Below are 18,970 nucleotides of genomic sequence, written 5' to 3'. Positions count from 1 at the left end.
TTCGTTTACGATATCATCTTACCAGAAGGAAACCTTTTATGGCGATACAGCAGCAACTGATTCAGTGGGCGAGTGCAGCTACACTTGTCACTGCGGTAGCTTCATCAGCAAATGTCTGGGCGCAGGATGCACACAGTTACGCTAAGCTTGATGAAGTCACGACTCCACATCTGGAGTTAGACCTGACGATCGATTTCGCGGAGAAGCGTCTTACGGGCACAGCGACTTACGATTTAGCACGCCACGGCGAGGCGGATAGCATTCACCTTGATACCCGCGAACTGCGCATTCACAAGACCGAAGTCTGGCAGGATGGCGCGTGGCAGGAGACTGCTTTTGCGCTAGGCGAACCCCATGAGACTTTAGGCCAGGAGCTGACAGTAGCGATTGGTGAGAGCAGCGACAAGTTACGTATTCACTATGAAACAGCGCCAACCGCCAGTGGGTTGCAATGGCTTACACCGGCGCAAACCGCAGGCAAAAAGCATCCCTTTATGTTCAGCCAGTCGCAACCGATCCATGCGCGCAGCTGGATTCCTATTCAGGATACGCCCGCATTACGCTTAACTTACAATGCGGAATTACGTACACCGAAAGGCTTGTTGGCGGTCATGAGTGCCGACAATAGCTTAAGTGACAATCGCGACGGCTCCTACAGTTTCACCATGCCGCAGCCAATACCACCTTACCTGATCGCGATTGCCGCCGGTGATCTGGAAATTAAATCGATTAGCGATAACGTGGCGGTGTTCGCAGAGTCTTACATTGTTGACGAAGCAGCCTGGGAATGGGCTGACACGCCGGCGATGATCGAAGCGACCGAAGAAATGTACGGTCCGTACCGCTGGGATCGCTATGACTTACTGGTACTGCCACCTAGCTTTCCTTATGGCGGTATGGAAAATCCACGCTTGTCATTTATTACGCCCACAGTGGTATCAGGCGATCGCTCACTGATCAATCTGATTGCTCATGAGTTGGCGCATTCCTGGTCCGGCAACCTTGTTACCAATGCCAGCTGGCGCGATCTCTGGATCAACGAAGGTTTTACCAGTTATGTTGAAAACCGCATCATGGAAGCGCTGTTTGGTGAGCGTCGGGCACAAATGGAACTGGCGCTGGGCTATCAGGATCTGTTGGTTGATATGTCGCGGTTAGCGCCGGAAGATACGGTGCTCAACATCGACCTTGGCACCCGTCACCCGGATGATGTTTTTTCAAATGTGCCTTATGTGAAAGGGCAGCTATTCCTGGTTTATCTGGAAAACAAATTTGGTCGGGAAAAGTTTGATGCCTTTTTACGTCAGTACTTTGATGACTTTGCTTTCGAAAGTATTTCGACCGCGGAGTTTAAAGATTATATAGCAAGCAACTTACTGGCCAAGTACCCGAATGTGGTCAGCATGGACAAAATCAACGAGTGGATCCATCAACCAGGTTTACCTGCCGACGCACCGCAACCTGAGTCTGATGCTTTTGCGCAAGTTGAACAGCAAATGCAGCGATGGTTGAAAGGTGGCAAGTTGCAAACTGCGGAGTGGACGACCCATGAGTGGCTGCACTTTATCAATAATTTGCCGTTGGATATCTCAAGTACCAATATGCAACGCTTGGATAAGGACTACGATTTGACCGCAAGCAAGAACGCCGAAATTGCCCATGCCTGGTTAAAGTTGGCGATTACCAAAAAATATGAACCAGCACGCGAACGTTTACGTAACTACTTGCTTACCATTGGCCGCAATAAGCTTGTCAGTCCGTTGTATCGAGAGCTGGCGAAGACCCCGGAAAACCTGAAGTGGGCGCGCGATGTCTACCAACAGGCGAAGCCTGGCTATCATCCGTTGACACAATCCGTTAACGAAGCCTTGTTGTATCCGCAAAACTAAGCGAAAAAGGAGTTAACCATGCCACTAGCTATAGGCTATGCAGCACATGCAGCAGACCAGGAACTCGAGTATTTCGAATTCGACCGTCGTGAGCCAACGGCTCTCGATGTTGAAATTGAAATTGCCTACTGTGGTGTCTGTCACTCAGACTTACATCAGGCGCGCGACGAATGGGGTGGTAATACCGTATTCCCTTGCGTGCCAGGCCATGAAATTGTCGGTAAAGTTACCCGGGTAGGCGACAAAGTCAGTAAATTTAAAGTTGGCGATACAGTAGGTGTTGGCTGCATGGTCGATTCGTGCGGACATTGTCATAGCTGCGATGAAGGGCACGAGCAATACTGTGAAAACGGCTTTGTAGCGACTTACAACGGTGAAGACAAACACTCAGGTGGGGTGACTTATGGTGGTTACTCAAATCGCATCACGGTCACCGAAGAATTCGTGCTGCGGGTTTCCGATGACGCCGATCTTGCTGGTGTCGCGCCGCTTTTGTGTGCTGGTATCACGACCTACTCACCGCTGCGTTACTGGGGTGTGAGCAAAGGCCATAAAGTTGGCGTCGTAGGCTTAGGTGGTCTCGGTCACATGGCGGTTAAACTGGCCAAAGCCATGGGGGCAGAAGTAGTATTATTCACAACCTCGCCTGGTAAAGTCGACGATGGCAAGCGCTTGGGTGCCGATCATGTGGTCATTTCAAAAGACGAAGACGCGATGAAAGCCTGGGTTAATTCCCTCGACTTCATCCTTAATACGGTCGCTGCACCACACAATCTTGACGATTATCTGAGTTTGTTACGCTTAAACGGCACCATGTGTCTGGTGGGCGTGCCGGCGAAGTCGCATCCATCCCCAGCGGTGTTCAATCTGATCGCGAAACGCCGCAGTCTGGCGGGCTCACTGATCGGCGGTATCGCTGAAACACAGGAAATGCTCGACTTCTGCGCTGAGCACAACATCACTTCAGATATCGAACTTATTGCGATGGATGACATTAACGACGCTTACGAACGCATGTTAAACAGTGATGTGAAGTATCGATTCGTTATTGATATGGCAACCTTGAAACAGCGATAAAGACTTTTAGACGTCTAAAAGTAGAAAGCTGGGCGTAGTTTCGTTAAACTACGCCCAATTTTTTAAGTCTGAATCAGCAAAAATAGAGATACACACACTATGGCGAAGCACCTTTTTACTTCTGAATCAGTTTCAGAAGGGCATCCAGATAAAATCGCAGACCAGATTTCAGACGCTGTTCTTGACGCTATTTTGGCGCAAGATCCGCGTGCACGAGTGGCCTGCGAAACCTATGTGAAAACCGGCATGGTGTTAGTCGGTGGTGAAGTGTCGACCCAGGCCTGGGTTGATATTGAGGAGCTGGCGCGCAATACCGTGCGTGAAATTGGCTATGTACATTCCGACATGGGCTTCGACGCAGACTCTTGCGCCGTTCTGAATGCTATCGGTAAACAGTCTGCGGATATTAATCAAGGTGTCGATCGGGCTTCGCTTGAAGAGCAGGGCGCCGGTGACCAGGGCTTAATGTTCGGTTATGCATCAAACGAAACAGACGTGTTAATGCCGGCACCTATTACCTATGCGCACCGGCTGATGCAACGCCAGGCAGAAGTGCGTAAGAACGGCACTTTGCCCTGGTTGCGTCCGGACGCAAAAAGCCAGCTTACCTTTATCTATGAAGACGGTAAGCCGGTCGCCATTGATACCGTAGTTTTATCAACGCAACATTCAGAAGGGATCAGTCAGGCGGATTTACGTGAGGCGGTGATCGAAACCATTATCAAACCGGTGCTGCCGGAAGAATGGTTCCCGGTGAATCAGGAACGGATCTTTATTAACCCAACGGGTAAGTTTGTCATTGGCGGGCCTATGGGTGACTGTGGACTGACTGGCCGCAAAATTATTGTCGACACCTACGGCGGCATGGCACGCCATGGCGGTGGCGCTTTCTCGGGCAAAGACCCATCAAAAGTGGATCGCAGTGCCGCCTACGCAGCACGTTATGTTGCCAAAAACCTGGTTGCGGCAGGGTTAGCGGAGCGTTGTGAAATTCAGATTTCTTATGCCATTGGTGTTGCGGAACCCACTTCGATCAGCATTGAAACCTTCGGCTCCAGTCAGTATAGCGAAGAGCAGCTTATTGCCGTGGTACGTCGCCACTTCGACTTGCGTCCGTTTGGTTTAATTAAGATGCTCGACCTTGAACGACCTATGTATCTTGCCACGGCAGCCTACGGCCATTTTGGTCGTGAAGAGTTTCCATGGGAGAAAACAGACAAAGCAGAAGTGCTTCGCGCTGACATCTGATTTGCTTAGAAGCCCCGAATTGTGGAGAATACGCGCACCAAGTGAGCATTTTCTCAAGCAGCAATTCGGGGTTATTTGTTATGACGACAGCAGTTTCTGAGCGTAAGCATCTCGCCAACGCTATCCGTGCCCTCAGCATGGATGCGGTTCAGCAAGCAAACTCGGGCCATCCAGGCGCACCTATGGGGATGGCAGATATCGCCGAAGTTCTGTGGCGCGACTACCTGAAACACAATCCTGAAAATCCAAGTTGGGCCGATCGCGATCGTTTTGTGTTATCCAACGGTCATGGTTCCATGTTGATTTATTCATTGCTGCATTTGACCGGCTATGAATTAACCATCGATGATTTGAAAAACTTCCGTCAGCTACACTCGAAAACCCCAGGCCATCCTGAATACGGCTATGCTCCGGGCATCGAAACAACTACCGGTCCCTTAGGTCAGGGTCTTTCTAATGCTGTTGGTATGGCGCTCGCCGAGAAAGTTCTTGCTGCCCAGTTTAACCGTGATGGCCATGAAATTATCGATCACCACACTTACGCCTTTTTAGGCGATGGTTGCCTGATGGAAGGTATTTCTCATGAGGTCTGCTCATTAGCGGGTACCCTTGGTCTGGGTAAGCTCGTGGCATTTTATGATGACAATGGTATTTCTATCGACGGTGAAGTTGAAGGCTGGTTCACTGATGATACCGCGAAGCGTTTTGAGGCCTATGGCTGGCACGTTGTAGAAGACGTTGATGGCCATGACCCCGATGCGATTCAGCATGCCATTGAAGCAGCTCGTGCAGAAATTGCCCGGCCAACGCTTATCATCTGTAAAACCATCATTGGTTTCGGTGCGCCGAATAAACAAGGTTCAGAAAGCTGCCACGGAGCTCCTTTAGGAGCTGACGAGATTGCCGCAGCGCGTGAACAGCTCGGTTGGCATTATGACGCCTTTGAAGTGCCCGCTGATGTTTACAACGCCTGGTCAGCTAAGAACGACGGCGCCAAACGCGAGCAAGCGTGGAATCAACGCTTCGACGCCTACGCCGCCGCTCACCCGCAACTGGCGATCGAGTTGCAGCGTCGTCTGGCTGGTGATTTACCTGAAGACTTCGCTGCGCACGCGCAGGATTACATTGAAAAGTTACAGGCTGAGCCAGCTGATATAGCGAGTCGTAAGGCTTCGCAAAATACCCTAAATGCTTTTGGCCCAAAACTTCCGGAACTGCTAGGCGGTTCGGCTGACCTTGCTGGTTCGAACCTGACGCTGTGGAATGATGCGAAAGGGGTTACAGCAGACGATGCCAGTGGTAACTACGTGTATTACGGCGTCCGTGAGTTTGGTATGTCGGCGATCATGAACGGTATTGCACTGCACGGTGGTTTAATCCCCTACGGTGCAACCTTCCTGATGTTCATGGAGTACGCCCGTAACGCTGTACGCATGGCCGCATTGATGAAGCAGCGCAGTATTTTCGTCTACACCCATGACTCGATTGGTCTGGGCGAAGACGGGCCGACCCACCAACCGGTCGAGCAACTGGCAAGTTTACGCACGACCCCCAATATGAGCACCTGGCGGCCGTGTGATCAGGTTGAATCCGCGGTGGCGTGGAAAGCAGCGTTGCAGCGTAAAGACGGACCAACAGCATTGATTTTCAGTCGCCAAGGGTTAGCGCAGCAGCCTCGTACGCCAGAGCAACTTGCGGATATTGCACGGGGCGCATACACACTGTTGAACTGCCAAGAGACGCCTGAACTGATCTTGATTGCTACGGGTTCTGAAGTGGCATTGGGTGTTGCTGCAGCGAAAACTCTGCAAGCTAAAGGTCATCAGGTTCGCGTGGTATCAATGCCAGCCACAGATATATTCGACGCGCAGCCCGCGGAGTACCGTGAGCAAGTGCTGCCACGCGCGGTGACCAAACGTATTGCCGTCGAGGCAGGTATTGTTGATTACTGGTACAAATATGTCGGTCTCGGAGGTCGCATTGTTGGCATGAACTCGTTCGGTGAATCAGCTCCAGCTGGTGATTTGTTCAAGCATTTTGGTTTCACCCCTGAGCATGTTGTAGCGGCAGCAGAGGAGTTGTTAGCGGAATGACGCAAGCACCGGCTCGTATTGCCTTAAATGGCTTCGGTCGAATTGGACGCAGTGTACTGCGTGCGCTGTATGAACGTGGTTTTCGTGAGCATATCGAGATCGTCGCGATCAACGAACTGGCACCGGTCAGTGCTATGGCGCATCTACTTAAGTATGACACGACCCATGGCCGCTTTGCGCAGCCAGTGACCACGCCGGACGAACATCTGCTATGCGTCGGCGATGATAGTATTCGGGTTTCGGCGGAATCAGAAATTAGTCATCTGGCATGGCAGGATCTTGATGTCGATCTGGTGCTCGATTGCACTGGTGTGCACGGTACGCGCGAAGATGGCGCGCATTATCATGAAAACGGTATAGCGCAGGTGCTGTTCTCGCATCCGGCTGCCCCTGACGTGGATTTTACCGCAATTTTTGGTGTCAATACGGAACAGCTAACAGCCGAGCATACCATCGTCTCGAATGGCTCATGTACCACCAATTGTTGTGTTCCGGTGCTCAAAGTACTAGACGAAGCTTTTGGCATTAAAAGTGGGGCGATCACCACTATTCACGCTGCCATGCATGATCAGCAGGTGATTGATGCCTATCATCAGGACCCGCGCTTGGCCCGCGCTGCAGGTCGCTCAATTATTCCGGTGGATACCCGACTTGCGCGCGGTATCGAACGGATCATGCCGCATTTTGCCGGTAAGTTTGAAGCCATTCAGGTGCGGGTACCGACAACTAATGTAACAGCCATGGATTTAAGCGTTACGGTTCGCGATGAGGTCTCGATTGACAAGGTCAACCAAGTTCTGGCGCAGGCGGCACGAGGTAAAATGGCAGCTATTTTGGGTTTTACCGATGAACCTCTGGTGTCGATCGATTTTAATCACGATCCGCGCTCCAGTATTGTCGATGGCACTCAAACCCGCGTCGCCGACAAACATTTAATTAAAGTTTTGTGTTGGTGTGATAACGAGTGGGGCTTTGCCAATCGCATGCTTGATACTGCTCAAGTCATGTTGCACCAGCAGCAAAACACGCGCTAAAAATTAACCAGAGAGGAAGCAACGATGTCCGCTGTTATCACCATGGATGATCTCGATTTAGAAGGATTGCGTGTCTTGATCCGTGAGGATCTTAATGTTCCGGTCAAAGCTGGCAAGATCAGCTCTGATGCCCGTCTGAAGGCGGCGTTACCAACTCTGAAACAAGCTCTGGATGCGGGCGCCAAAGTCATGGTCATGTCGCATCTTGGGCGGCCGAACGAAGGTAAGTATGACGCCGAATTTTCGCTGCAACCGGTGGTCGATTATCTGGATCAAGCGTTGGATGCGCCGGTACGCCTCGCCAAAGATTATCTCGATGGTGTTGAAGTTGCTGTGGGTGAGGTTGTGGTGTTCGAGAACGTACGATTTAACCCAGGTGAAAAAAGCAACGATGATGCACTGGCGCAGAAGTTAGCCGCATTGTGTGATGTGTTTGTGATGGATGCGTTCGGTACCGCGCATCGTGCTCAAGCTTCGACCCACGGTGTTGCTAAGTATGCCGATGTCGCTTGTGCTGGCCCCTTGTTGGCCGCAGAGCTTGACGCTTTGGGCAAAGCGTTGGCCAACCCAAAACGACCTTTGGTTGCAATTGTTGGCGGTTCAAAAGTCTCGACTAAGCTGACTGTACTCGAATCTCTTTCGGGTGTTGTGGATCAGCTGATTGTCGGTGGGGGGATTGCCAATACCTTTGTCGCAGCAGCAGGTCACCCGGTAGGTAAATCATTGTATGAAGCGGATCTGATTCAAGAAGCCAAACGTTTAGTGGCGGCCGCACAAGCGAAAGGTGGTGATATTCCGGTGCCATCAGATGTGGTGACAAGTAAAGCCTTTAGTGCAGATGCAGAAGCTGAAATAAAAGCTGTAGATGCCATTGTTGCCGACGATATGGTACTGGACATTGGTCCTGATACGGCTGCCGTATTTGCAAAAATTTTGCAAAACGCTGGTACTATTGTATGGAATGGACCGGTAGGTGTGTTTGAATTTGATCAATTTGGTGCTGGCACTAAGGCTTTAGCTGAGGCTATTGCTGCAAGCTCGGCATTTTCGATTGCCGGCGGTGGCGACACCCTGGCCGCAATTGATAAGTATGGGATCGCTGATAAAATTAGTTATATCTCAACCGGCGGTGGTGCCTTCCTGGAATTTTTGGAAGGTAAAAAACTTCCCGCAGTAGCGATTCTGGAAGAACGCGCAGAACATGGCTAAGCCTAGCCACTCAGAACAGGAAATCAGGAGATAGAAAATGGCTTTAATTTCATTACGCCAATTGCTCGACCACGCCGCGGAAAATGGCTATGGCGTGCCAGCATTTAACGTTAATAACCTCGAGCAAATGCGCGCCATTATGGAAGCTGCAGACGAAGTCGACAGCCCGGTTATCGTGCAAGCTTCAGCAGGTGCGCGCAGTTATGCAGGTGCACCGTTCTTGCGTCACCTTATTTTGGCTGCAATTGAAGAGTGGCCGCACATTCCAGTGGTGATGCACCAGGATCACGGTACTTCACCAGCGGTGTGTCAACGCTCGATTCAACTGGGTTTCAGCTCGGTGATGATGGATGGCTCGTTAAAAGAAGATGGTAAGACACCAGCTGATTACGATTATAACGTGCAGGTAACCCAAACTGCTGTAGCCATGGCGCATGCCTGTGGTGTGTCAGTAGAGGGCGAACTTGGCGTGCTGGGTTCATTGGAAACCGGTGAAGCCGGAGAGGAAGATGGCGTTGGCGCTGAGGGTAAATTAACCCATGACCAGTTGTTAACTGATCCGGAAGAAGCAGCACAATTTGTTAAAGCTACTAATGTTGATGCTTTGGCTATTGCTTGCGGAACTTCACACGGTGCCTATAAGTTTAGTCGTCCGCCAACTGGCGACATTCTGGCTATTGATCGTATCAAAGAGATCCACAAACGTATTCCAACCACGCACCTGGTGATGCACGGTTCGTCGTCAGTGCCACAAGAATGGTTGAAAATTATTAATGACTTCGGTGGTGATATTCCGGAAACCTATGGGGTTCCAGTTGAACAAATCGCCGAAGGCATTAAGCACGGTGTGCGTAAAGTGAACATCGATACCGATTTACGTCTGGCATCTACCGGTGCAGTTCGCCGTCATATCGCGCAAAACCCCAACAACTTTGATCCGCGTAAGTTTCTAAAAGCCTCAACAGACGCGATGTATGACATCTGTAAAGCGCGTTTTGAAGTTTTTGGTTCTGCTGGTCAAGCGCATAAAATTAAAACGGTTTCGCTTGAAGAAATGTATAAACGCTACGAAGCGGGAAGTTTAGACGCTAAAGTGAATTAATCGGGGTTCTTTTCGACCACAATGCCACGTTATACTTATGTAAAGGTGGATGGTGGAAGAACAGAAGAGGTGTTTGTGGCGTATCAAAAGACTTTAACAGCAGTGGCTATTCTTGCCTGTGTTGCCGGTAGTTCGGTAGCTCAGGCGCAAGCGTCAATTTTTATGTATGACGATGCCAATGACTTGAATACTGAGGAGAAAAAGGACTGGGATGCTTCTGCTGAACTGGGCCTACTCTTCACTTCAGGTAACACCAAGACAGAAACCTTCAAAACCAAGTTGAGTGCCGCGCGCGATTATCAGAATTGGCGCCATAAAGGCATTATTGATTACTATCGTTCAAAACAAGAAGATCAAAGCACTGGTGACACCTACGTAACTGGTGACAAGCTTTTTGTATCGGGTCAATCAAACTACAAATTTAGTCCTGAAAGTCGTTCATCAGTATTTCTCTTCGGCTCGTATGAGGAAGACAAGTTCAGTGGTTACGAGTATCAAGGAACTGTCGCTGTGGGTTATGGTGCGCGCTATCGTTATAGCGAGTCGTTGTACACAGATTACGAAGTGGGCCCAGGTTACTCTGTCAACAAACCCATAGTGAACGGCGTGGTTCGAGAGCAAGAAAGCAGTGCTATTCTACGGCTTGCCGGTAATTTGGTTTGGGATATCACTAAAACATCTAAATTCAATGCGTTAGCTTCAACTGAAATAGGTGAAGATAATACCAAATCGCGTGCTGAGGTTTCTGTTTCTGCCAATGTGAATAGTTCCTTCGCATTAAAATTTTCGGTGGCTGCGAATCACAACTCGTATTTAGAAGACTCAAGTAAAGAAAACCTCGACACGGAAACGGCAGTGACCTTGGTCTACAGTTTCTAGCGCGTCGAGTTTACTCGTTGTCTTTGTCGAATCCAGAGCGGGTTGCCGATTAATCTTCGGCAATCCGCTTTTTCAAATGCATCGGTTTATTGCGCTTGCGAACTTTGATGTTGAGCAATTCGACAATGAGTGAGAAGGCCATCGCGAAGTAGACATAACCTTTTGGTACGTGGAAACCGAGGCCTTCGCCCATCAAGGTAAAACCGATCAGGATCAAAAAGCTGAGCGCAAGCATTTTAATGGTTGGATGACTATCGACAAACTCACCGATGGCTTTCGCCGCTAGCATCATCACGAGTACGGCCACCACCACGGCAATAATCATGACAGCGACATAATCCACCAGGCCGACAGCGGTAATCACCGAGTCCAACGAGAAAACAATATCGATAATTGCAATTTGCGTAATGATGGCGCCAAAAGTTGCTACCTTACCGGTTGTTTTTTGTTCTTCGACGCCTTCGAGGCTGTGGTGAATTTCTAACGTACTCTTAGCCAGCAAGAACAAGCCGCCAAAAAACAGAATCAAGTCACGCCCGGAAAAGGCGAAATCAAACACGGAAAATAATGGCTCAGTAAGACCCATAACCCAAACGATTCCGAGCAGCAGAAGAATACGCATACCCATTGCCAGCAATAGGCCAATTTGCCGCGCTTTTTGTCGCTGAGCCTCAGGTAGTCGACCAACAAGAATCGAAATAAAGATTATATTATCGATACCTAAAACAACTTCTAAGGCGGTTAGTGTCGCCAAAGCAATCCAGGCTTCTGGCAAAAAGATCCATTCGAACATGCGGCTGTCCCTTACAAAATGTGATGATTGGATTACAATAAACAGGTTGTTGAACAAAAACAACGGTGAATAAACTTTGCGTGTGCTTTACGATTTAGCTAGTATGCGCGCACCCCGAAAAAAGGGGAACAATCGATTCTAATAGCAGCAACAAAGGCGAACTTTTATGTCTGCAAACTCGTTTCTTGGCGTCTTCGCAAAATCTCCGATCAAACCTATGATCGAGCACATTTCTCAAGTGCATGACTGCGCAATGACCTTAAAACCTTTTTTCCAAGCTGTGTACGCAAACAACTGGGATGATGCTGAAGAACATCGCAAAGCCATCGTTAAAAAAGAAAAGGCTGCGGATGATATGAAGCGCGATATCCGTCTTAACCTGCCTGGCGGATTGTTCATGCCAGTAGAGCGTACCGACCTTCTTGAACTGGTATCCCAACAAGACCGCATCGCTAACAAAGCCAAGGATATTTCTGGCTTGATTACCGGTCGTGAATTGCAAATTCCAAAAGACATGATCGAAGGTTTTGATGCCTACCTGCAGCGTTGTCTCGATGCTACGGATAAAGCTAAAGAAACTATCGGTGAATTTGATGATTTATTGGAAGTTGGCTTCAAAGGGCGTGAGCGCCGTATCGTTGACAGTCTGATTTCAGAGTTGGACAGCATCGAACAGGACACCGACGCGTTGCAAGTTAAGCTGCGTCGTCAATTGCGTGCATTAGAGCAAGAAATGAATCCGTTGGATGCTATGTTCCTGTACAAAATTCTTGATTGGGTCGGTGATCTCGCGGACCTCGCCGAGCGTGTGGGTGCGCGTTTTGAACTCATGCTGGCACGGGTCTAAGTCGGAGAGAAACAATGGATATTATTTCTACTTATAATCTCACGCTGATCCTGTTGGCGGCAGCTTTTGCCTTCTTTATGGCGTGGGGTATTGGTGCAAATGACGTCGCCAATGCGATGGGAACCTCAGTTGGTTCTAAAGCATTAACTATAAAACAAGCCATCATCGTCGCCATGATTTTCGAGTTTGCTGGCGCTTATCTCGCCGGTGGTGAGGTGACCTCAACAATTCGTAAAGGAATTATTGATTCTGCCTACTTTGTCGATGCTCCAGAGCTGCTGGTGTTCGGTATGATTGGCTCGCTACTAGCAGCGGGTTTTTGGTTGTTGATTGCTTCCTACCTTGGCTGGCCGGTATCGACCACGCACTCCATTATCGGCGCTATCGTTGGTTTTGCTGCCGTTGGTGTTAGTCCTGATGCTGTGGAATGGGGGAAAGTTCTCGGTATAGTTGGTAGTTGGGTGGTCACTCCAATGATAGCGGGGTTACTTGCCTATTTTATTTTCATCAGTGCTCAGAAGTTGATTTTCGATCAAGAAAATCCGCTCGAGATGGCGAAGCGTTATGTGCCGTTTTATATGGGATTGACTGGTTTCGTTATTGCGCTTGTAACCATCAAAAAAGGCCTCAAGCACGTTGGCATTAACTTCTCGTTCTTTGAAGGTATTGCGCTTGCTGTTGGTATCGCTGTGGTGGTGTTCGTTATTGGCAAAATCATGATCGGGCGATTGAAGTTTGACCCCTCTGCCGATAGAGACATGCACTACACCAACGTCGAAAAGGTGTTTGCCGTATTGATGGTAGTGACCGCATGTGCGATGGCATTTGCCCATGGTTCGAATGATGTTGCCAACGCGATTGGCCCGCTTGCTGCGGTCGTCAGCATTGTACAAAGTGGTGGTGAAATCGAGAGCAAAGCACAGTTAGCCTGGTGGGTATTGCCCGTTGGTGCTTTAGGTATTGTGTTAGGTCTGGCCATGCTTGGTAAACGTGTTATCGCGACCATTGGTAACGGTATCACTCATTTAACGCCGAGCCGCGGTTTTGCCGCAGAGCTTGCTGCGGCATCGACCGTGGTCATTGCCTCAGGTACAGGGTTGCCGATTTCAACCACGCAAACCCTTGTTGGTGCTGTATTGGGTGTTGGTATGGCACGCGGAATCGCAGCATTGAACCTAGGCGTGGTACGTAACATTGTCGTGTCTTGGGTCGTTACTTTGCCTGCAGGTGCCATCATGTCGATTATTTTCTTCTATATTATTAAGGCGTCATTTGGCGTGTAAGCGTCCTTGATAATTAACCCAAAAGGCGACTTCGGTCGCCTTTTTTTGTGTCTGAACAAACTATTTTCAAATCTCTGACAACTTTTTACCTGGTTTATACGACTCTATAAGCAGAGAAAAAAAGGAAAGCACATTGTGTTTGCACCATCAGACGAACGGCTCGTGAAGCGAGCGCTGGAAAATAACAAACAAGCGTGGTTGCAGCTAGTAAAGCGTTACGAAGCACTTGTGTTCAACTATGCATTGCGTATGAGCGGTAGTCGCGATGACGCAATGGACCTGATGCAAGACGTGTTTATGTCGCTGTTTCGTAACCTGCAAGGGTGGCGCGGGGAAAGCTCGTTTAAGAATTGGTTGATGACCATTGCGCACTATCGTTGCATTGAACACTTCCGCAGGCGCAAGGACTATGCCGATGACTACGACTTCGAGCAGCAGTCGAGTGACTCGGACTGGCATGATCCGGAAGCGGTGTATCAGGGACAACAACAAACCCATATATTGGTAGCTGCCATGCAAAAATTACCGTTGGAACAGCGTTTGGTGGTGGAATTGAAATTTTTTCAGCACTTAAAGTTACAACAAATTAGTGTGCAGCTTGAAGTGCCATTGAATACCGTGAAAGCACGCTTGTACAAAGCGGTAGAAACCTTACAGACGTTGGTGGAGGGTGTATGAATAAGCAGCAGGAATTTCAAGCTTGGTTAGAGACAACCGCCACAGCGACGCAGCCAGAATCAGTTCCCGAATGGCCGCGAGAGTCCACCTTTCGGGCCCAGAGGTTAACTGAGACATCGTGGTGGCAGCGGCCATTTCTACCGATTGCATCGCTGGCTTGTTCAGTCTTGGCTGTGCTCACGGTTGTGACGCAACTGCAAGTACAGGTGACCGAACAGGGTTTTAATGTCCATTTCGGCGGGGGCTTGAGTGAACAGCAGTTGCAAGCTGCGGTTGATGAAAAAATGACACGTCTTGCCACCGAACAACAGTTACAGCTCGCAAACTATGCGGCCAACCTGCGCCAGGACTTCAGTGATGATGTTGCAGCAGCGAATCAGCAACTGGTGAATTACGTGTTAACCACTAACCGCAACGAGCGACAAGAAGATATGGAAGATCTGATTCGCTACGTCAACGCACAGCGCGAAGATGACCAAGTCTATTTGGCGCATCAGCTTTCACAGGTCACCAGTCAATTCTTGGACCAAGGTGACTTATAGAACTACCCAACTTAGGGATTCAAGGAGTAAGACCATGCGTACATTAGTACTAGCTTCAGCCATAGCGGTTGCTTTGGTGGCCAGCGTGACAGCACAAGCGGACCAACAACAACGCGATGAGCTGCGTAAGCAACTCGAAATTATGAACAGTATTTTAACCACAGCGATGGAACAACAACGTGATGATGACTCAGACCGAAGATTTCAACGTGTTCGCCTAAACTACAACTATTTAGCAGGGCAAGGCGTGGTTTATCGAACTCAAATGGGTGGTGGCCGGATGGTGTTTTTTAATGGTGATGCGCCTATGCCTCCGATGCCTCCGATGCCTCCGATGCCACATCTGGATGACATCGAAAGTATTGAAGTCGAAGCCGCTATGGCGGAAGGTTTAGCAAAAGCAGGCAAAGTTATACGGGACTTGGAAATTGTCACTGACGAAGTCGTCGTTGGCGACGGTGAAGTGTTCTTCCGTTCTGACGATGGTGCGGGCAATGTCGAAGTTGTGCGACAGGTGTCGCGAAAGATGCGTGACAATGCGCATGAAGTTCGTGAACTACGGCGTTTGGTGAGAGATTTGGAGTTAGCCAAAGCAAATGCGGATGGTGATACCAAAAATATTGAGAAAGAGCTTGTTGAGGCCCAGTCTGAGCTGCTTAGACGCGAACAGGAAATGGCGACAGCACATAGTGAACTTGCTGAAGTGCGCAAGGAGTTGAGAGTCAAAGCAGCGGAGCATCGGGCTAAACGCGTGGAGCGAAAAGCAGTGCAACTGGCGCAATTTGAACAAACTATGGTAACCACCTTATGCGATTATGGGCGCACGTTGCGTGCTCTTCCTGCAAATGAAAATATTTCCTTTGTCGTAGAAAACGGCGGAGATTCTGAAAAGGGTAGCGATAAGATCTTCATTTTTAACAAACAGCAACTCGATAATTGTTCATCGCCGGGTGATCTTTTGAGCACGGCAACGACGTATAGCTTCTGACTGGTCAAAAGATCGGTTGTCATCTCTGTTTAGCACGTCTTCGGACGTGCTTTTTTTTGTCTCGTAAAAAAGGTAAAGTACGCGCTCAAAACAGCAGCAGTAAGCTTTATGGACGTAAAAGACTTTAGTTTCGACTTACCCGATGAATTAATCGCTCGTTATCCGCAACCGGAACGCAGTGCGAGTCGTCTGTTGGTGCTTGATGGCGCCACTGGCAACGTGAAACATGACCAATTCAAAGCCATCGTAGATCATCTACAGCCAGGCGATTTATTGGTGTTTAATGACACCCGAGTGATCCCAGCGCGTATGTTGGGTGAAAAGCTGTCTGGTGGCAAAGTCGAAATCCTGGTGGAACGTATGCTTGATGACCATCGCGTGCTGGCGCACGTGCGCAGCAATCGGGCCCCAAAGCCCGGGCAACGCATGCGCATGGAAAACGCCGTTGACGTCGAAATGATTGGCCGTGATGGCGCGTTGTTTGAGTTGCAATTTATCACCGAACAAACGGTTCTCGATGTGTTAGAAGAGCATGGCCACATGCCTTTGCCGCCCTACATTGATCGTCCTGATGAAGCCAGCGATCGCGAGCGTTACCAAACCGTCTACAATAAAAAACCCGGAGCCGTTGCCGCACCGACGGCGGGTCTGCATTTCGATGATGCTATTCTCTCCGCACTGCAGGCAAAAGGTGTCAATTTTGCCTATGTCACTTTGCATGTTGGTGCGGGTACATTTCAGCCGGTACGGGTTGATAAAATTGAAGAACATCACATGCATAGCGAGTATGCTGAAGTGCCGGCCGAGACCGTTGAGGCGATCAAGCAAACGCAAACCAACGGTGGTCGCGTAGTTGCGGTTGGTACGACCTCAGTACGCTCACTGGAGTCGGCGGCGCAGGCTGCGTTAAACGAGCAACGTGAGCTGGCGCCATTTTTCTCTGATACGGATATCTTTATCTATCCAGGTTATAAGTTCCAGATAATTGACGCCATGATCACCAATTTCCACTTGCCGGAATCGACTTTAATCATGTTAGTTTCGGCATTTGCGGGGCGTGACAATGTGCTCGGTGCGTATCAGCAAGCTATTGATAACACCTACCGTTTCTTCAGTTATGGCGATGCAATGTTTGTGACCCGCCAGCCGAGCTAAGATATACTGTTACCCTCGGACTGTTTTTCCGTGATTTAATCTAACGGTGATGAAATGAAGTTTGAATTACTCTCTACCTGCGGCAAAGCGCGCCGCGGGCGCATGATTTTTGAGCGCGGTGTGGTCGAAACACCAGCTTTTATGCCAGTAGGTACCGCGGGTACCGTGAAAGGCATGACTCCAGAAGAAGTGAAGGCCACCGGTGCCCACATCTGTTTGGGTAACACCTTTCATTTAATGCTGCGCCCCGGCACACAAATCATCAAACAACATGGTGACCTGCATGACTTTATGAATTGGGACAAGCCGATTCTCACGGATTCCGGCGGGTTTCAAGTATTCAGTCTTGGTGAGTTACGCAAAATTACGGAAGAGGGCGCGACGTTTCGATCGCCGATCAACGGCGAAAAAATTCTGCTGACTCCGGAAAAATCAATGGAAGTTCAGCGCGATCTTGGCGCTGATGTCGTAATGATTTTTGATGAGTGCACGCCTTATCCGGCGACGCAAGGCGAAGCTCGCAATTCGATGGAACTTTCATTGCGCTGGGCTGAACGTTCGAAGACAGCACATGGCGACAACCCGGCGGCATTGTTTGGGATTATTCAAGGCGGCATGTACGAAGAACTCCGCACTATTTCCCTCGAAGGCTTAACAGATATAGGGTTTGATGGTTATGCCATCGGTGGTCTGTCGGTAGGCGAACCGAAAGATGACATGATGCGGGTGCTTAATCATATTGCACCGCAAATGCCAATCGACAAACCACGGTACTTGATGGGCGTAGGTAAACCCGAAGATTTGGTGGAAGCGGTGCGGCGCGGAGTGGACATGTTTGATTGCGTGATGCCAACGCGCAATGCTCGCAATGGTCATTTGTTTGTGAGTACCGGGGTGGTGAAAATTCGTAATGCAGTGCATCGCACCGATACCGGCCCCTTAGACCCGGAATGTGATTGCTACACCTGTAAGAATTATTCACGAGCCTATTTGCATCATCTGGACCGCTCAAATGAAATGCTCGGTGGACGTCTAAATACGATCCACAATTTGCACTTCTATCAGAAAGTCATGCAAGATTTGCGTGATGCGATTGAAGCGGATCGACTTGATGAGCATGTCGCAGAGTTTTATGCAAAACGTGATTTAGACGTGCCAGCTTTAGGCTAACTAAGCTAATCAGCCTCGGTCCCGGCGGTTAGGCAGGGATCGAGGTGGCGATATCGATAATGTAGGGTTTGATACCGGCGAAGAAAAATTCGACGGCAATAAGCATGACAATTAAACCCATCAAACGCATCAGAATTTTACTGCCACTGCGGCCCAACTTAGCCAGCATTTGCCGGCCGCTGGCGAGCACAATTGCGGTGAGTACGCAGACAGCTGCAATTGCAAGAAACAAACTGATAGTGGCCGAAGCGGTCGCAACGGTAGTTTTACCTTCCTGAATAAACAAAATTACCATGGTAATGGCACCGGGACCGGCAATCATTGGAATACCGATGGGCGTGACGGCAACGTCAGAGCCAAAATCGCCATCGGTTTCGCCATCAACTCGTTTAGGCACGGTGCGGCCGCGGAGCATCTCAAAGCCCATAACGAAGAAAAGAATACCACCAGCAACACGCAGACCATTCACGGAAATATTAAAAAAGCTAAAAATAACTTCACCTAGCAGTGCGAACACCGCCAGCGCAATAAATGCCGTTATCGCTGCACGCATTGCCACCCACCGGGCAGCCTTGGGGGTCATGGCCTCAGTAAGTGCAATATAAATCGGAATTGCTGCTATCGGGTTAATCATGGTGAATAACGAGGTGAACTGGAATAGGAAAGTATCAAGCATAATAAAAATCTCTGCGCATAAGTTGTCGTATTGTATCAACTTTTAAAAATTGTAGCGAAAAAAGCGAAAGGATTGCGCAAAAAGAATCGCTGCGACATGAGCTGACGCAATACTATGGCATAGTATTTGTTACAAAAATAATACAAAATATAGCGTTGTTTTTGTAGAAATATCTTTCTCTGACTATTCTCTGAATAGGAAGCGGTGGCTCAAATGCATGGGACTCTCGTTGACCAGCCTGATACCATGCGTCACCGCTTCCATCCATCGCTTTCATCCGCAAAACATACTGAAGAACTTCGACCTT

At 49.2% G+C, this 18,970-nt stretch carries 17 protein-coding genes; 15 read left to right on the top strand and 2 right to left on the bottom strand.

The features are described from left to right. Positions 1-38 precede the first annotated feature (38 nt). The 8 genes from ACQ5ES_RS08245 to ACQ5ES_RS08210 all read left to right on the top strand — a co-directional run bounded on the left by ACQ5ES_RS08245 (position 39) and on the right by ACQ5ES_RS08210 (position 10,531). The gene (locus ACQ5ES_RS08245; protein WP_445015720.1) at positions 39-1,889 is read left to right on the top strand and encodes a M1 family metallopeptidase; all 1,851 of its coding nucleotides are present in this window, start codon (positions 39-41) and stop codon (positions 1,887-1,889) included. Positions 1,890-1,907: 18 nt separating this feature from the next. Next, positions 1,908-2,966, top strand: a complete 1,059-nt coding sequence (locus tag ACQ5ES_RS08240) for an NAD(P)-dependent alcohol dehydrogenase (protein ID WP_445015718.1) — start codon at positions 1,908-1,910, stop codon at positions 2,964-2,966. Positions 2,967-3,065: 99 nt separating this feature from the next. After that, entirely contained in the window at positions 3,066-4,214 is a 1,149-nt protein-coding gene (gene metK / locus ACQ5ES_RS08235; RefSeq protein ID WP_445015716.1) for a methionine adenosyltransferase, read from the top strand. 80 nt (positions 4,215-4,294) lie between these two features. Continuing rightward, positions 4,295-6,307 carry a transketolase gene (tkt, locus tag ACQ5ES_RS08230; RefSeq protein WP_445015714.1) on the top strand — a complete coding sequence of 671 codons (2,013 nt, stop codon included), beginning with the start codon at positions 4,295-4,297 and terminating at the stop codon, positions 6,305-6,307. Further along, complete coding sequence (gene epd, locus ACQ5ES_RS08225) at positions 6,304-7,341, top strand: erythrose-4-phosphate dehydrogenase (RefSeq protein ID WP_445015712.1); 1,038 nt, start codon at positions 6,304-6,306, stop codon at positions 7,339-7,341. The genes tkt and epd overlap by 4 nt, the downstream gene beginning before the upstream one ends. A 24-nt stretch (positions 7,342-7,365) precedes the next feature. Then, positions 7,366-8,550, top strand: coding sequence for a phosphoglycerate kinase (locus ACQ5ES_RS08220; RefSeq protein ID WP_445015710.1), 1,185 nt, complete (start codon positions 7,366-7,368; stop codon positions 8,548-8,550). A 37-nt stretch (positions 8,551-8,587) separates the two neighbouring features. Then, entirely contained in the window at positions 8,588-9,652 is a 1,065-nt protein-coding gene (gene fba, locus ACQ5ES_RS08215) for a class II fructose-bisphosphate aldolase (RefSeq protein WP_445015708.1), read from the top strand. A 75-nt stretch (positions 9,653-9,727) separates the two neighbouring features. After that, positions 9,728-10,531, top strand: a complete 804-nt coding sequence (locus tag ACQ5ES_RS08210; protein ID WP_445015706.1) for a DUF481 domain-containing protein — start codon at positions 9,728-9,730, stop codon at positions 10,529-10,531. A gap of 49 nt (positions 10,532-10,580) precedes the next feature. On the opposite strand, the gene ACQ5ES_RS08205 is transcribed toward ACQ5ES_RS08210, so the two are convergent. Next, positions 10,581-11,324 carry a TerC family protein gene (locus tag ACQ5ES_RS08205; protein WP_445015704.1) on the bottom strand — a complete coding sequence of 248 codons (744 nt, stop codon included), beginning with the start codon at positions 11,322-11,324 and terminating at the stop codon, positions 10,581-10,583. Positions 11,325-11,490: 166 nt separating this feature from the next. On the opposite strand from ACQ5ES_RS08205, the gene ACQ5ES_RS08200 reads away from it, so the two are divergent. From ACQ5ES_RS08200 to tgt, 7 genes are all read left to right on the top strand, one after another. After that, entirely contained in the window at positions 11,491-12,171 is a 681-nt protein-coding gene (locus ACQ5ES_RS08200) for a TIGR00153 family protein (protein WP_445015702.1), read from the top strand. A 14-nt stretch (positions 12,172-12,185) separates the two neighbouring features. Beyond that, a complete protein-coding gene (locus ACQ5ES_RS08195; protein WP_445015700.1) occupies positions 12,186-13,454 on the top strand; it encodes an inorganic phosphate transporter in 1,269 nt (422 codons plus the stop codon). 135 nt (positions 13,455-13,589) lie between these two features. Continuing rightward, on the top strand, positions 13,590-14,132 hold the full coding sequence (locus ACQ5ES_RS08190) for an RNA polymerase sigma factor (protein ID WP_445015698.1): 543 nt from the start codon (positions 13,590-13,592) through the stop codon (positions 14,130-14,132). Beyond that, positions 14,129-14,674, top strand: a complete 546-nt coding sequence (locus tag ACQ5ES_RS08185) for a hypothetical protein (protein WP_445015696.1) — start codon at positions 14,129-14,131, stop codon at positions 14,672-14,674. Before ACQ5ES_RS08190 ends, ACQ5ES_RS08185 begins: the two co-directional genes overlap by 4 nt. A gap of 34 nt (positions 14,675-14,708) precedes the next feature. Further along, positions 14,709-15,662: a hypothetical protein gene (locus ACQ5ES_RS08180; RefSeq protein WP_445015694.1), complete on the top strand. Its 954-nt coding sequence runs from the start codon at positions 14,709-14,711 to the stop codon at positions 15,660-15,662. A 108-nt stretch (positions 15,663-15,770) separates the two neighbouring features. Then, positions 15,771-16,817, top strand: a complete 1,047-nt coding sequence (gene queA / locus ACQ5ES_RS08175; protein ID WP_445015692.1) for a tRNA preQ1(34) S-adenosylmethionine ribosyltransferase-isomerase QueA — start codon at positions 15,771-15,773, stop codon at positions 16,815-16,817. A gap of 54 nt (positions 16,818-16,871) precedes the next feature. Beyond that, the gene (tgt, locus tag ACQ5ES_RS08170) at positions 16,872-17,987 is read left to right on the top strand and encodes a tRNA guanosine(34) transglycosylase Tgt (protein ID WP_445015690.1); all 1,116 of its coding nucleotides are present in this window, start codon (positions 16,872-16,874) and stop codon (positions 17,985-17,987) included. Between the two features lie 28 nt (positions 17,988-18,015). On the opposite strand, the gene ACQ5ES_RS08165 is transcribed toward tgt, so the two are convergent. Continuing rightward, complete coding sequence (locus ACQ5ES_RS08165) at positions 18,016-18,663, bottom strand: MarC family protein (protein ID WP_445015688.1); 648 nt, start codon at positions 18,661-18,663, stop codon at positions 18,016-18,018. Positions 18,664-18,970: the final 307 nt, after the last annotated feature.

Source organism: Pseudidiomarina xizangensis, from assembly GCF_052541995.1.
This window is presented reverse-complemented; position numbering and strand designations above follow the sequence as displayed.

Bases quoted from the DNA above. Each gene is read 5' to 3' on its own strand.
- fba (WP_445015708.1), top strand. From the start codon at position 8,588: ATGGCTTTAATTTCATTACGCCAATTGCTCGACCACGCCGCGGAAAAT.
- ACQ5ES_RS08200 (WP_445015702.1), top strand. From the start codon at position 11,491: ATGTCTGCAAACTCGTTTCTTGGCGTCTTCGCAAAATCTCCGATCAAA.
- ACQ5ES_RS08195 (WP_445015700.1), top strand. From the start codon at position 12,186: ATGGATATTATTTCTACTTATAATCTCACGCTGATCCTGTTGGCGGCA.
- tkt (WP_445015714.1), top strand. From the start codon at position 4,295: ATGACGACAGCAGTTTCTGAGCGTAAGCATCTCGCCAACGCTATCCGT.
- ACQ5ES_RS08165 (WP_445015688.1), bottom strand. From the start codon at position 18,663: ATGCTTGATACTTTCCTATTCCAGTTCACCTCGTTATTCACCATGATT.
- ACQ5ES_RS08205 (WP_445015704.1), bottom strand. From the start codon at position 11,324: ATGTTCGAATGGATCTTTTTGCCAGAAGCCTGGATTGCTTTGGCGACA.
- metK (WP_445015716.1), top strand. From the start codon at position 3,066: ATGGCGAAGCACCTTTTTACTTCTGAATCAGTTTCAGAAGGGCATCCA.
- tgt (WP_445015690.1), top strand. From the start codon at position 16,872: ATGAAGTTTGAATTACTCTCTACCTGCGGCAAAGCGCGCCGCGGGCGC.
- ACQ5ES_RS08220 (WP_445015710.1), top strand. From the start codon at position 7,366: ATGTCCGCTGTTATCACCATGGATGATCTCGATTTAGAAGGATTGCGT.
- queA (WP_445015692.1), top strand. From the start codon at position 15,771: ATGGACGTAAAAGACTTTAGTTTCGACTTACCCGATGAATTAATCGCT.
- ACQ5ES_RS08245 (WP_445015720.1), top strand. From the start codon at position 39: ATGGCGATACAGCAGCAACTGATTCAGTGGGCGAGTGCAGCTACACTT.
- ACQ5ES_RS08185 (WP_445015696.1), top strand. From the start codon at position 14,129: ATGAATAAGCAGCAGGAATTTCAAGCTTGGTTAGAGACAACCGCCACA.
- ACQ5ES_RS08180 (WP_445015694.1), top strand. From the start codon at position 14,709: ATGCGTACATTAGTACTAGCTTCAGCCATAGCGGTTGCTTTGGTGGCC.
- ACQ5ES_RS08240 (WP_445015718.1), top strand. From the start codon at position 1,908: ATGCCACTAGCTATAGGCTATGCAGCACATGCAGCAGACCAGGAACTC.
- epd (WP_445015712.1), top strand. From the start codon at position 6,304: ATGACGCAAGCACCGGCTCGTATTGCCTTAAATGGCTTCGGTCGAATT.